The 12,739-nt window shown below is 65.4% G+C and carries 14 protein-coding genes; 9 read left to right on the top strand and 5 right to left on the bottom strand.

Annotated elements, in window-relative coordinates; all coding sequences use genetic code 11:
- The first annotated feature begins 128 nt into the window (after positions 1–128).
- The 8 genes from AB0J47_RS09045 to AB0J47_RS09080 all read left to right on the top strand — a co-directional run bounded on the left by AB0J47_RS09045 (position 129) and on the right by AB0J47_RS09080 (position 7,573).
- Positions 129–602, top strand: a complete 474-nt coding sequence (locus AB0J47_RS09045) for a hydrogenase maturation protease (protein ID WP_364342323.1) — start codon at positions 129–131, stop codon at positions 600–602.
- A gap of 2 nt (positions 603–604) precedes the next feature.
- Positions 605–850 carry a HypC/HybG/HupF family hydrogenase formation chaperone gene (locus AB0J47_RS09050; RefSeq protein WP_364342326.1) on the top strand — a complete coding sequence of 82 codons (246 nt, stop codon included), beginning with the start codon at positions 605–607 and terminating at the stop codon, positions 848–850.
- Positions 847–3,120: a carbamoyltransferase HypF gene (hypF, locus tag AB0J47_RS09055; protein ID WP_364342329.1), complete on the top strand. Its 2,274-nt coding sequence runs from the start codon at positions 847–849 to the stop codon at positions 3,118–3,120. The genes AB0J47_RS09050 and hypF overlap by 4 nt, the downstream gene beginning before the upstream one ends.
- Positions 3,121–3,136: 16 nt before the next feature.
- Entirely contained in the window at positions 3,137–3,502 is a 366-nt protein-coding gene (locus tag AB0J47_RS09060; protein WP_364342332.1) for a HypC/HybG/HupF family hydrogenase formation chaperone, read from the top strand.
- Complete coding sequence (gene hypD / locus AB0J47_RS09065) at positions 3,499–4,611, top strand: hydrogenase formation protein HypD (RefSeq protein WP_364342334.1); 1,113 nt, start codon at positions 3,499–3,501, stop codon at positions 4,609–4,611. The genes AB0J47_RS09060 and hypD overlap by 4 nt, the downstream gene beginning before the upstream one ends.
- On the top strand, positions 4,604–5,692 hold the full coding sequence (gene hypE / locus AB0J47_RS09070; protein ID WP_364342337.1) for a hydrogenase expression/formation protein HypE: 1,089 nt from the start codon (positions 4,604–4,606) through the stop codon (positions 5,690–5,692). The genes hypD and hypE overlap by 8 nt, the downstream gene beginning before the upstream one ends.
- A gap of 121 nt (positions 5,693–5,813) precedes the next feature.
- Complete coding sequence (locus tag AB0J47_RS09075; RefSeq protein ID WP_364343071.1) at positions 5,814–6,845, top strand: HoxN/HupN/NixA family nickel/cobalt transporter; 1,032 nt, start codon at positions 5,814–5,816, stop codon at positions 6,843–6,845.
- A complete protein-coding gene (locus AB0J47_RS09080) occupies positions 6,845–7,573 on the top strand; it encodes a DUF6390 family protein (RefSeq protein WP_364343074.1) in 729 nt (242 codons plus the stop codon). Before AB0J47_RS09075 ends, AB0J47_RS09080 begins: the two co-directional genes overlap by 1 nt.
- 40 nt (positions 7,574–7,613) lie before the next feature.
- On the opposite strand, the gene AB0J47_RS09085 is transcribed toward AB0J47_RS09080, so the two are convergent.
- Positions 7,614–8,516 (bottom strand): oxygenase MpaB family protein, encoded by a 903-nt coding sequence (locus AB0J47_RS09085; RefSeq protein ID WP_364342340.1) that lies wholly within the window; start codon positions 8,514–8,516, stop codon positions 7,614–7,616.
- A gap of 430 nt (positions 8,517–8,946) precedes the next feature.
- Complete coding sequence (locus tag AB0J47_RS09090) at positions 8,947–9,402, bottom strand: NUDIX hydrolase (RefSeq protein ID WP_364342343.1); 456 nt, start codon at positions 9,400–9,402, stop codon at positions 8,947–8,949.
- 517 nt (positions 9,403–9,919) lie between these two features.
- On the opposite strand from AB0J47_RS09090, the gene AB0J47_RS09095 reads away from it, so the two are divergent.
- The gene (locus AB0J47_RS09095; protein ID WP_364342346.1) at positions 9,920–10,414 is read left to right on the top strand and encodes a hypothetical protein; all 495 of its coding nucleotides are present in this window, start codon (positions 9,920–9,922) and stop codon (positions 10,412–10,414) included.
- Between the two features lie 63 nt (positions 10,415–10,477).
- Here the strand turns inward: AB0J47_RS09095 and bfr are convergent, their stop codons facing one another.
- The 3 genes from bfr to AB0J47_RS09110 form a co-directional block, all read right to left on the bottom strand.
- Positions 10,478–10,960 carry a bacterioferritin gene (bfr, locus tag AB0J47_RS09100; RefSeq protein ID WP_364342349.1) on the bottom strand — a complete coding sequence of 161 codons (483 nt, stop codon included), beginning with the start codon at positions 10,958–10,960 and terminating at the stop codon, positions 10,478–10,480.
- 61 nt (positions 10,961–11,021) lie between these two features.
- Entirely contained in the window at positions 11,022–11,246 is a 225-nt protein-coding gene (locus AB0J47_RS09105; protein WP_364342352.1) for a (2Fe-2S)-binding protein, read from the bottom strand.
- Between the two features lie 459 nt (positions 11,247–11,705).
- Positions 11,706–12,683, bottom strand: a complete 978-nt coding sequence (locus tag AB0J47_RS09110) for a nitronate monooxygenase family protein (protein ID WP_364342355.1) — start codon at positions 12,681–12,683, stop codon at positions 11,706–11,708.
- Positions 12,684–12,739 lie beyond the last annotated feature (56 nt).

A 12,739-nucleotide genomic window follows, 5' to 3' on the forward strand; every position in this document is an offset into this window, starting at 1 on the left:
TACGGTCATGCAAACAGTCGGTGTGGTCTCCACCGCGGTGGTGGCAGTCATCGTCGTGGTCGGCGCCTATCTCGGCATACGGTCGATCCCCGACCTCCGGCGTTATCTGAAGATTCGCCACATGTGAGATGAGCGCACGCGTGCTCGTTGCCGGGATCGGCAATATCTTCCTCGGCGACGATGGGTTCGGCCCCGAGGTGGTCCGTCGGCTACCCACGGCGTCGGCGCAGGACCAGCGGATCGTCGACTACGGCATCCGCGGGTTACACCTGGCCTACGACCTGCTCGACGGGTGGGATGCGCTGGTGCTGGTGGACGCCCTGCCGAATACCGGCGATCCCGGCCACGTGCAGATCATGCGCGCCGAACCCGAGTCGGATGCGACGACGGCCATGGACGCGCACGCGATGAATCCGGAAGCGGTCTTCGCCGCGGTGCGCGCGCTCGGCGGTGTCGTGCCGCCGACCGTCGTCGTCGGCTGTCAGGTCGACTCGGTAGCCGAGGGGATCGGTCTCAGCGCTGCCGTCGCCGCGGCGGTCGATCCTGCCGCAGCCGCGGTGGCGCGCGTCGCGGCGCAATTGCGCGCTGGACAGGAGGTGTGAGCATGTGCCTTGGCATTCCGGGGCGGGTCGTGGAGATTCCGGACGGCTACCACGGGCAGATCGCCGTGGTCGAGGTGTCCGGTGAGAAGCGCAAGGTCAATATCGGTCTGCTCGACGAGGATCAGCCCGCCGCGCCGGGTGATTGGGTGATCATCCACATGGGATTCGTCATCGAGAAGACCGACGCCGATGGCGCGGAGCGGGCGATGGCCGGGCTGCGCCTGCTGGGCAGTGGAGATCAGCCGTGAGTGCCGATCGCGTTCGCCGCCGCCTACTCGTGCGCGGCGTGGTGCAAGGCGTCGGATTCCGGCCGTTCGTTTACACCACGGCCGTCGAGCTCGCGCTGACCGGCCGTGTTGCCAACGACACCGACGGCGTCGTCATCGAGATCGAAGGCGCCGAGGCATCGGTGCGCGAGTTCATTCGCCGGGTGCACGACTCACCGCCGCCGCTGGCCGCAGTCGCCGCGGTCGAGCAGACCGCGGTCGAAATCCGCGGCGGCACCGGATTCCTGATCGGCGATACCCTTCGCGGCGGTGCCGGACGCACCTTGGTCTCGCCCGATGTAGCGATCTGTACGGACTGCGCGCGCGAACTGCGCGACCCCGCCGACCGCCGCTACCGCCACCCCTTCGTCAACTGCACCAATTGCGGCCCGCGATTCACCATCATCGCTGGGCTGCCCTACGACCGCGAGCGCACGTCCATGGCCGATTTCGCCATGTGCGCGCGCTGCGCCCGCGAATACGCCGACCCCGCCGATCGCCGGTTTCACGCCCAGCCCATCGCCTGTCCGGACTGCGGGCCCACTCTGTCCTACACCGGGCCCGGTGAGCTGGGGCGGCCGCTCACCGCCGCGCGCGAATTGCTGTGTGCCGGAGGTATTCTCGCGGTCAAGGGCATCGGCGGCTACCACCTCGCCTGCGACGCCGGCAACGACACGGCCGTGGCCGAATTGCGTCGCCGCAAGCGGCGCGGCGACAAGCCGTTCGCGGTCATGGTCGCCGACCTGGACACCGCGGCGCGGATCGTGACCATCGATCCCACCGGCGCGGCCCTGCTGAGCGGTCCGCAACGGCCGATCGTTCTGCTGCCGCGCGGCGAGCGGCCAGTTGCCGACACGGTCGCACCCGGCAACCCCGACCTCGGAGTCATGCTCGCCTACACCCCATTGCATCTGCTGTTGTTCGGCCTCCCTGGCGACCCGCCCGGCCCCGACGTGCTGGTGATGACTTCCGGCAATCTCGGCGGCGAACCGATCTGCTACGACGACGCCGATGCCCGCACCCGCCTGGCCGGGCTGGCCGACGCCTGGCTCGGCCACAACCGGCGCATTCTCGTCCCGTGCGACGACTCGGTGGTGCGCGTGGTGGACGGCGCCGAGCTGCCGGTGCGCCGCTCCCGCGGCTACGCGCCGCTGCCGCTGGCGCTGCCGATCCCGGTTCCGCCGACTCTGGCGGTCGGCGCCGACCTGAAGAACACCTGCGCCGTCGCCGACGGACGGTACGCCTGGCTCAGTCAGCACATCGGCGACATGGACGATCTGGCCACTCTGCAGGCATTCGATACGGCGCGATCGCATCTGGAGGAACTCACCTGCGTGCACCCGACCCAACTCGCCGCCGACGCCCACCCCGGCTACCGTTCGACCGCGTGGGCCCGCGCGAACGCGGCCGACCGACCGGTGCACACCGTGCAACACCATCACGCGCATCTGGCCGCGGTGATGGGCGAGCACGGGGTCGATGCGAACCAGACCGTGCTCGGCATCGCCTTCGACGGCACCGGGTACGGACCCGACGGCGCGGTCTGGGGCGGTGAGGTGCTCGTCGCCGGATACAAGGGCTACCGGCGCATGGCGCACCTGTCCTATGTGCCCTTGGCGGGCGGCGACCTCAGCGTCCGCAAGCCCTATCGGATGGCGCTGTCGCATCTGCGCGCCGCGGGCATCGAGTGGTCCCCCGGTATCGCCTCGGTCGACGCCTGCCTCGACGCCGAACGGGCCGTGCTCGCGCACCAATTCGACACCGGGCTCGGCTGCGCGCCGACCTCGAGCATGGGCAGGCTGTTCGACGCGGTCGCCTCCCTGACCGGGGTGCGGCACGTCGTCGACTATGAGGCGCAGGCCGCGATCGAACTCGAAGGTCTGGCCCGCGGAGCCGATGGTGCGGTGGGCCGATACCGGTTCGCTTGGCGTGACGGCGATCCCGCCAGGATCGATCCTGCCCCGGTACTCGCCGAGGTCGTCGCCGATGCGGCGGGCGGCATACCGCCCGCGGTCATCGGCGCCCGATTCCACGCCGCCGTCGCCGACCTAGTGCACGACGCGGCACGGCGATTCGCCGCGCCCGAGTCGGTGATCGCGCTGTCGGGCGGTGTGTTCCAGAACGCGCTGTTGTTGTCGAGCTGTACCCGTCTGCTGCGGCGCGACGGATTCCGTGTCATCAGTCATCACAGACTGCCACCGAACGACGGCGGGATCGCGTTCGGACAGCTCCTGGTAGCCGGTGCGGTGTGAGTGAAGGAGACAAGCGATGTGTCTTGCGGTTCCCGGAAAGGTGCTCAGCGTCAACGAACGCGACGGCACGCTGATGTCGGAGGTCGACTTCGGCGGCGTGCACAAAGACGTGTGCCTGCAATACATCCCGGACGTGGCGGTCGGCGATTACGTCGTGGTGCACGTCGGGTTCGCGATCCAACGCCTGGATGAAGAATCCGCATTGCGGACGCTGGCCGAGTTCGAACATCTCGGCGTACTGAAAGAGGAGTTCGGCGACGGTTTCGCGATCGCGGCGAAGCAGGCCGGCGTCGACAACCCCGAAGCCCCGCAGCCCGGGGACGGCAATTCCGACACATCCGCGGCGGGCGCGACCGTCGACGACCAGGAGGCGAAGTCATGAAATACCTGGACGAATTCAGCAATCCCGAGCTTGCGAGGAACCTGCTCGACCGTATCCGCGCGACCACAAGCAAGCGGTGGTCGATCATGGAAGTGTGTGGCGGACAGACACATTCGATCATCCGCCACGGCATCGACCAGCTGTTGCCGGATCAGATCGAGATGATTCATGGGCCCGGTTGCCCGGTATGCGTCACCCCGCTGGAAGTGATCGACAAGGCACTCGAGATCGCCGCACAGCCGGGTGTGATCTTCTGCTCCTTCGGCGACATGCTGCGGGTACCCGGCAGCCACAAGGATCTATTCCGGGTCAAGAGCGAAGGCGGCGACGTGCGGGTGGTCTATTCGCCACTGGATGCGCTGGAACTGGCCAAAAACAACCCGGATCGGCAGGTGGTGTTCTTCGGCATCGGATTCGAGACCACCGCGCCCGCCAACGCGATGACGGTGTACCAGGCCCGACGGCTCGGCATCGAGAATTTCTCGCTGCTGGTCTCGCATGTGCTCGTCCCGCCCGCCATCGCGGCGATCATGGAGTCGCCCAGCTGCCGGGTCCAGGGATTCCTCGCCGCCGGGCACGTGTGCACGGTGATGGGCACCGGCGAATATCCGCCACTGGCAGCGAAATACAAGGTTCCGATGGTGGTCACCGGATTCGAACCGCTGGACATCCTCGAAGGCATCCGGCGCACCGTGCTCCAGCTCGAACAGGGACGCCACGAGGTCGAGAACGCCTATCCCCGCGCGGTAGCCGCAACCGGGAATCCAGCGGCCAAGGCAATGCTCGAGGACGTCTTCGAGGTCACCGACCGGGCGTGGCGCGGCATCGGCGTAATCCCCCGCAGCGGCTGGCGGCTGTCGCCGCGTTACCGCGACTACGACGCCGAACAGCGTTTCTCCGTCGGAGATCTGCACACCGCCGAGTCTTCGATCTGTCGGTCCGGTGAAGTCCTCCAAGGCTTGATCAAACCGCACGAGTGTGCGGCCTTCGGCAAGGAATGCACCCCGCGAAACCCGTTGGGTGCCACAATGGTTTCCTCCGAAGGCGCCTGTGCCGCGTACTACCTGTACCGGCGTCTCGATCTTCCCGCGGAGGCCGCCCATGCGTGAGACCAACGGCAGCGGGGCAGCCGCATCGCCCCCGCTCGACATCGATGGTTGGGTCTGCCCGATGCCGCTGCGCGATGCGCCCAATATCGTGATGGGACACGGCGGCGGCGGCGCGATGTCGGGTGAGCTGATCGAGCACCTGTTTCTGCCCGCATTCGGCGCGGCCGCCGATACCGAGCTCGGCGACTCGGCGGTGCTCCGCCTCGGCAATGTGCGGCTGGCGTTCTCCACCGATTCGTTCGTGGTCAAGCCGCTGGTGTTCCCCGGCGGCTCGATCGGTGATCTCGCGGTGAACGGCACCGTGAACGATCTGGCGATGTCCGGTGCCCGGCCGGTTGCGCTCTCGACCGCGTTCATCCTCGAAGAGGGCACCGCGCTGGCCGAGATCGCCCGCATCGCCGAGGCCGTCGGTACCGCCGCGCTCGCGGCCGAAGTCCGGTTGGTCACCGGTGACACCAAGGTCGTCGACGCCGGGCACGGCGATGGCATCTTCATCAACACCGCGGGCATCGGACTGGTCCCAAAAAGTGTCGACATCCGGCCCCAGCGGGCAAGGCCCGGCGATATCGTGCTGGTCAGCGGTGAGATCGGACTGCACGGTATCGCGGTACTGAGCTGCCGGGAAGGCCTCGAGTTCGGCACGACCCTGTGCAGCGATACCGCGCCACTGCACGGATTGGTCGCGACCATGCTCGCCACCGGCGCGGATGTGCATGTGCTGCGCGATCCCACGCGCGGCGGAATGGCGGCCTCCCTGAACGAGATCGCCCGCGCCGCGAGTGTCGGTGTCGAGCTCGACGAACGGGCGATCCCGGTGCCCGTCGGGGTCCGCGATGCCTGCGGGTTGCTCGGTCTCGATCCGCTGTATGTCGCCAACGAAGGCAAACTCGTCGCATTCGTACCCCCCGAGTACGCCGAACGCATCCTCGACGCCATGCGCGCGCATCCGCTCGGCGCCCACGCGGCTGTCGTGGGTCATTGCGTTGCCGAACACCCGGGGATGGTGGTGGCCCGCACTGCCCTCGGTGGTACCCGCGTCGTCGATCTGCCTGCCGGAGAACAGCTACCGCGAATCTGTTGAACACGGCGGTGACTCCGCCGACGAGTTGGAGAGATGGGACCGTGGGATGGCAACAGTCACCACGAGGCTGCGAGCTGCCTGGACCGGATTCGACGGCGGACAGCGTCGCAGCATCCTCGGCATGGCAGCAACGATCGTCACACTGCACCTCGTGGGATGGGGCACGCTGCTGTTGCTGATCGTGCCCGGCTCGTACCTGGTGGATGGCGCGGTATTCGGCGTCGGGCTCGGCGTCACCGCCTACACGTTGGGCATGAGACACGCCTTCGATGCCGACCATATCGCGGCGATCGACAACACCACCCGAAAGCTGGTGGCGGACAAGCAGAAACCGCTCGCGGTCGGCTTCTGGTTCGCCTTGGGCCACTCCACCGTCGTCTTCGTGCTCGTCGGTCTGCTGGCCCTCGGGGTTACCGCGCTAGCGCGGAACCTGGAAGACGAGAACTCGCGATTGCAGCGGTGGACCGGGGTGTTCGGCACATCGGTCTCGGGCACATTCCTGATCCTCATCGGACTGCTGAACCTGATCGCGCTGATCGGGATCTGGCAGGTCTTACGCGCTATGCGACGCGGCGGCTACAGCGAAGAGCAACTAGAGCGCGCACTGGACTCGCGCGGCCTGCTCAACCGGATCCTGGCGCCGGTCATGCGCGCGGTGCGCAAGCCGTGGCAGATGTATCCGGTGGGACTGTTGTTCGGGCTCGGATTCGACACCGTCACCGAAGTGGGTTTGCTGGTGATCGCCGCAGGCGCGGCCGCCACCGGACTGCCCTGGTACGCGATTCTCGTTCTGCCCGTTCTGTTCTCGGCGGGCATGTCGCTGTTCGACACGCTGGACGGCTCGTTCATGAACTACGCCTACGGCTGGGCCTTCGCCGGACCGATCCGCAAGATCTACTACAACATCGTGGTCACCGGTCTCTCGGTCGCGGTGGCGCTGCTGATCGGTGTCCAGGAGCTCATCTCCATCCTCACCGAGAAACTCGATGTCACCAGCGGGGTGCTCGCCTGGATCGGCGGCCTCGACCTCGCCACGATGGGCTTCATCATCGTCGGCCTCTTCGCGCTCACCTGGGCCGGCGCCCTCGCGATCTGGCATTACGGCGACATCGAAAGCCGCTGGAGCGTAACGCTATCGGAGGAATCGACGTGATGGACGGTGTGGAGATGTTCGCGCGCTACGCGTACGCGCCCAACCACCTCGGCTACTGCGGGCCCGAGCACACCGCGGCCCTGCGTGAACGCGATGGCGAGCGTGTGCGGGTCCTGGCGCGGGGCTTCTCCGGCGCATGGCCCTACCTGCGGGTCATGTCGCGCATGACCGGCATCACCGACCCACTCGATGAGCGACTGGTCGCGTCCTATTGGCTGGGGGGAGGCATCGGCGCCGAGCTCGACGGCCCCGAATTCCTCGCTGAGTTGCTGCGACTCATCGCCCCGATCGCGGGTGTGTACTGGTCCCATCTGGGGTCCGACCTCGCTGCGGAGGCCGCCGCGAACCACAGCTTCCACGTCTTCGGTGTCTACCCGTGGACCAGGATGCTGGCCGCCCCCGGCGACCAGCCTTTGGAAATCCTCGACAACTGCCGAATCACCGCCGCGACGGTACTGGATCGCCACCGCAATGACCTCACCGTCGGGACCCACCGGTTGCGCTGGGACGGCGCACACTTGTCACTGTCGGAGACGATACGGCGAACCGTCCCGGTGTGGACCGACGGCTACGCCGCGCTCCCGGATGCGGCGCCGGGGGACGATATCGCGCTGCACTGGGGACAGCCGTGCGGGCAGTTGACGGCCGAGCAAGTCGACGACCTCACCAACAGCACGCAACGGCAACTGCGCGTGACGAATCAGCGTTTGGCGGCTGTCCCCCACTGATGTTCGTAGCGTGGCCGCGAACGGGCGCGTATGCGAGCTCTCAGATCAGGCTCTTGTTTTTGCGGATGCGCCAACGCAGGTCTCGCATCAGCGCGTGAGTGGGGGCGAAGCGCAGGAAGCGGGGGATGAAGCGGTTGACGAAGCCGACGAACAGGAAGAGGTGTTCGAAGCGGCGTTGATCGGAGTCGGTCCATTCGACCTGGAGTTGTTGTTTGAAGTACGGAGCCAGGAAGCCGATCGTCAAGAACTTCAACAGGTTTCGGAATGGCAGCCGCAGATACCAGTGGATCATGCGCAGGTTGAGCAGATCATCGAGGTAGGCGCGGACCTTGTCGTCGAGGACGGCGTGGCTGCTCGCCTCGTTCCAGTAGAGATCGAAGTCTTTGCGGGTGGCCGGCCACATATCCTTGGTGACCTGCACACCGGTGGCCAGGGTAGAAGCGGTCTGATAGAACTGCTCGGCCTGCTCATCGTTCATCTTGCCGTGCAACAGCTGATAGGTGTCTTCGAAGCCGATGAAAAGGCAAGCGGCGACCCACTTTTGGAGGTCACGGTTGAAGGCGTTGTATTTCACCGGGCTGTCGGGACTCGAGCGCACCTGACGGTGGGCGACGTTGATCGCCTCGCGGTAGGCATCGATCTCGTCCTGGGTGCCCAGGATCGCCACCGCCAGGTACTGCGTGGTGGTCCTGGCCCGCTTCCACGGATGCACCATTAGCGCGCCGGACTCGACTCGGCTCTCCGAGACGCCATAGCCGACACCGGGTCGGGCCATCTGCATCACCACATTCGCCGCGGCACCGGCGAAATTCCAGAAGTCCAGTGCGTCAGCGAGTTTCAACGGCCGCCTGGTTTGCGAGCGATGGATGGCCGGAATGTGGATTCGGGTTTCCTCGCTGGTCAGCGGCACCGGCGTCGGCAGCGGTTGAGCGGTGGCGGTCATCGGATTCCTTCCGTTGTCGGGTTCCGTAGACGTCGAGCGAGATGGGCGAGCCCCAGCCATGCCGACTACGCGGAACGATCACGGCCACGCTCTGATGAATAGAGCGTAACTTGTCGAGGCGGCGAGAATCGATCAATAGTGAAAATTACAAGTCAGAAGATACTTACGCTGGGCACACCATCATGCACCGATGAGATCAGCTATGAATAGTGGGTAACATCAGGAACTCGACATCGCCTAACCTCGATCGCGCATCGGGCAGCCACCATCACATGGAAGGCAGTCGATTCGCTCCTGCCTGGAGAATCCCCTGGCCGACATAGGAGCGCGGGTTATCGACATGCTCCGAATGTGGTCACGACGAGATCGTCCGATCCCCCACAGCATGAGAACCACACGAGCACAACCGATATCGACTATCGAAGGCCGCTCAGTGGAGCAGAAGGTCCTTATAGGCTTCGAGGATGCCGCGGATGGATGGCGTCACGAGCAGCTCTCCGTCCAGGGATGCCCATACGTAATCGGCGTGGGCGGACAGGACAATCGGGCTGGTGTCCGCCACTTCTACGGCGAAATGCAAGCGCCGCACCGGCTTTCCGGCCGGAGACAGGTAGTCGAAATCACCGACGTGGTGGCCGATGCCGGTGACGGTCAGGCCGGTCTCTTCGCGGACTCCGCGAATCAGTGCGGCGGAGACCGATTCGCCCGGTTCCACGGTGGCGCCCGGAAGCTTGCGGGTGAGCGGGAGCGGCCCTGTGCTGTGGGCCTCCAATAGCAGCACTTCCCCACCCCGGTCGATGATCGCGCCGACTCGCAGGCCGACACCATCACGTTCGCCGCGCGGAAGCGCCTCATCGAACATCGACACCGACATCGGCGGACTCACCAGCCTTCGGTCATGCGGACGCGCCGCATTCGGGTGAAAGCAATCATCCCAATATTAACGTGCAGGCCTGCCGCACGACAGCAGGCACCAGAGGTGCGTTCGCGCAATTGATTTCGCCCGGTTGTCCGCCGAGGAAGCGAACCGCCGCCGCCCCGGTTTTTAACTAGCGGGTTTCAAGTATTGAATGCATTGGTTTCGATGCCTAACCTGACGGTCATTCGGGGGATTCGCACTACCGCAGTTCGGAGCTTCAGCCGATGACGAGGTGCCCCGCTTCGCCTCGAACGCCGAGCAACTGGCGCGGACAGCCTGTGGGGCGGCGAAGACTGGCTGCCGCTTGTCGGTAGCTCGAGATTGTCTGCTTATGTATCGTCATGTCTGCACTTACCGTCGGGTGACGAACGTTTCGATACGAACGGCCGCGCAGCGGATAGTGCCGGGAGGTTCGCAAGTCGTTTGGGTCCACGAATTGTTGTCGCGCAACGGTAGCTCGGATGAACGACGGAGAGGGGCGTAGGTGGCAACAGCTGCGCAATTGCGAGCAGTGCTGGCGGTATTGCAGGCCGATGTGGAGCACACCGCTTCCGGCTGGTCGGCCGAGCTGCCCGTCGAACGCGCCGAACTAGCGGGTCGGCTACACGGATTGCTCAGTAGTGAGCTGCGGGACTTGGTGATCCAGGCACCACTCGGGCAGTGCACGGGCCCCTGGTCGATGGCCGCGACCGCGGAGCAAGACGCCGTAGGCGATGTATCGGCGCAGGCACAGTTCGACGCGCGGTGGCTGCGTCACAACATCGCCACACTCGCCTCCCGAAATGCCCCCACCCCCGTGCCCGCGCTACTGGCTGCCGCGGTTCAGGCCGTGGATGCCGCGACGACTTTGCTCGCGCTGGCCCGCGATCCCCGCGGCGAGGGCAGTCAGGCCGCGTGGCAGGCGGTAATCGATGATCTCGCGATCGCATTCCATCTGGTCAACGACGAACATGAGGCCGTCACGCAACCGATCCGCTGACGGCGGCATCTGAAAAGCACCGGTTCCGGGCGCATGATCGACCGACCGGAACCGGTGACGATGTCAGTAGTCTTCGGGGATGTCGGTATAACGCTGCAGGTACAGTTGCTCACCCAGCTTCTCGAGCAGGTCGAGTTCGGTCTCCAGGTAGTCGACGTGCGATTCCTCGTCCTCGAGAATGGACTCGAAGATGCGCGCGGAGGTGACATCACCGCGCGAGCGCATCAGCTCGATACCGCCGCGCAGCCGATCCACCGCCTCCATCTCGATCTTCAGATCGGCCCGCAACTGTTCGGGGACGGTCTGGCCGATGCGCAGCGGGTTGAGCTTCTGATAGTTGGGCAGTCCCTCCAGGAACAGGATGCGATCGGTGAGCACCTCCGCATGCTTCATCTCATCGATGGACTCGTGGCGTGTGTGCTTGGCAAGTTTGGTGAAACCCCAGTTCTCCTGCATCTTGGCGTGCAGGAAGTACTGATTGATGGCCGTTAGTTCGGCTGTCAGCTGCTCATTGAGCACCGAGATGATTTCCTTATCGCCTTCCATGAATGTGATCGTGTCACAGCTCACAATCGGCGAAACGGTAAGGACGGCCTATCGTGTCGGGCTACGCTGCGGGCGCCTCGACGGCGTGGGCAGGGGCCTCGCAGGCCCGGCCGACCAGCTCGGAAAGACGGCGGGTACAGCTGCCGCAGCCGGGCTTCCAGCCGCACGCCTTTTTGACCTGCGCGGTCGAGCTGGCGCCTGCGGCGACACAGCTGTGCACGTCCGATTCGGAGACGGCGTTGCAGATACAGACGTACACGGATGCCTCATTGTGCGAGCGGGACACTTCACGAGGTTAGCCTCATCTAACGAGGTAAGCCTCCCCTAATGTATAGCACCTCCATGCCGATCCCTGTCAATAGCCTCTCGCCACTATTCGAGGCCATCCATCGAGTGCACGTTGGCGGCGGCAGCGGGGTGACCGAAGGCAACGGCATACCGGCCGCACCTGGTGAGCACCGATCTCACCAAACTCCTCAGATCACACGAGGTGCCGACCCTCTGAGCGGAAATGAAACGGCCGGTCCTTGCCACATTGCGGCAGGAACCGGCCTTGGACGTCCGTGGATTACATGCCCATCATGGAACGCAGGAAGTTCACGGCCATCCAGAACATATCCATCATCATCAGGGTCTCACCTTCTTCGCCAATAGCCCTCGTAATCCGCCATACCCAGCGACATGACTGTTACGCAACGACTCCAGCGACCGGGCCGACCGCCGCGTGGGTTTCCCTACGCACCCGTCACGTATGGACCGGCACAGCCGACAGCCGGGTCCGAGCCATCTCGTACTCATCGACGAGGCGTTCGATGACGGCGGCGGCCGGGCGTACCGAGTCGACACTGCCGATCCCCTGGCCGGCGCCCCAGACATCACGCCAGGCCTTCGCATCCTTCGCGCTGCCACCGGCGAAATTCATTGCCGCGGAGTCGGATCCGGGCAGCGCATCGGGGTCGAGTCCGGCGGCGATGATGCTGCCGCGCAGGTAGTTGCCGTGCACACCGGTGAAGAGATTGCTGTAGACGATGTCCGAGGCGGTCGAATCGACGATCATCTGTTTGTAGTCGGGTGCCGCGTTCGCCTCGTCGGTGGCGATGAACATCGACCCGATATAGGCGAAGTCCGCGCCCGCGGCCTGTGCGGCCAATACCGAGTTACCGTGGGCGATCGATCCGGACAGCACCAGCGGTCCGTCGAACCAGCTCCGGATCTCATGGATCAAGGCGAACGGCGACTGGGTTCCCGCGTGGCCGCCCGCACCCGCCGCCACGGCGATGAGTCCATCGGCGCCCTTGTCGACGGCCTTGCGGGCGAAGACATTGTTGATCACGTCGTGCAGCACGATGCCGCCGTAGGCGTGGATGCGTTCGTTGACCTCCGGCCGCGCACCGAGCGAGGTGATCACGATGGGGACGCGGAATTCCTCGACCACCGCGAGATCGTGGTCGAGCCGGTCGTTGGTCTTGTGCACGATCAGGTTCACGGCGTACGGCGCGCTCGGCGTCTGCGGATGTTCGGCGTCGAATTCGGCCAGCGCCTCGGTGATCCGGGTGAGCCAGTGCCGCAGTTCGGATTCCGGGCGCGCATTGAGGGAGGGGAAAGACCCGACAATGCCCGAGGTCGACTGGGCGATGACCAATTCCGGATTCGACACGATGAACATCGGGGACGCGATAACGGGCAGACGCAGTCGGTCGCGCAGGACGGGCGGCACGCTCATGGAATCTCCTCGAACACGGCCGGTAGTTGGGAATGCACTGCTCGGGGTGGCCGCGA

Origin of the sequence: Nocardia sp. NPDC049737, from assembly GCF_040674755.1 — a bacterium.
In the GTDB taxonomy this organism is placed as follows: Bacteria; Actinomycetota; Actinomycetes; order Mycobacteriales; family Mycobacteriaceae; genus Nocardia.

Excerpts from the sequence above, each read along its gene's own strand:
- AB0J47_RS09045 (WP_364342323.1), top strand. The coding sequence starts at position 129 with ATGAGCGCACGCGTGCTCGTTGCCGGGATCGGCAATATCTTCCTCGGC.
- AB0J47_RS09085 (WP_364342340.1), bottom strand. The coding sequence starts at position 8,516 with ATGACCGCCACCGCTCAACCGCTGCCGACGCCGGTGCCGCTGACCAGC.
- AB0J47_RS09110 (WP_364342355.1), bottom strand. The coding sequence starts at position 12,683 with ATGAGCGTGCCGCCCGTCCTGCGCGACCGACTGCGTCTGCCCGTTATC.
- hypD (WP_364342334.1), top strand. The coding sequence starts at position 3,499 with ATGAAATACCTGGACGAATTCAGCAATCCCGAGCTTGCGAGGAACCTG.
- AB0J47_RS09080 (WP_364343074.1), top strand. The coding sequence starts at position 6,845 with ATGGACGGTGTGGAGATGTTCGCGCGCTACGCGTACGCGCCCAACCAC.
- bfr (WP_364342349.1), bottom strand. The coding sequence starts at position 10,960 with ATGGAAGGCGATAAGGAAATCATCTCGGTGCTCAATGAGCAGCTGACA.
- AB0J47_RS09060 (WP_364342332.1), top strand. The coding sequence starts at position 3,137 with ATGTGTCTTGCGGTTCCCGGAAAGGTGCTCAGCGTCAACGAACGCGAC.
- hypE (WP_364342337.1), top strand. The coding sequence starts at position 4,604 with ATGCGTGAGACCAACGGCAGCGGGGCAGCCGCATCGCCCCCGCTCGAC.
- AB0J47_RS09050 (WP_364342326.1), top strand. The coding sequence starts at position 605 with ATGTGCCTTGGCATTCCGGGGCGGGTCGTGGAGATTCCGGACGGCTAC.
- AB0J47_RS09075 (WP_364343071.1), top strand. The coding sequence starts at position 5,814 with ATGGCAGCAACGATCGTCACACTGCACCTCGTGGGATGGGGCACGCTG.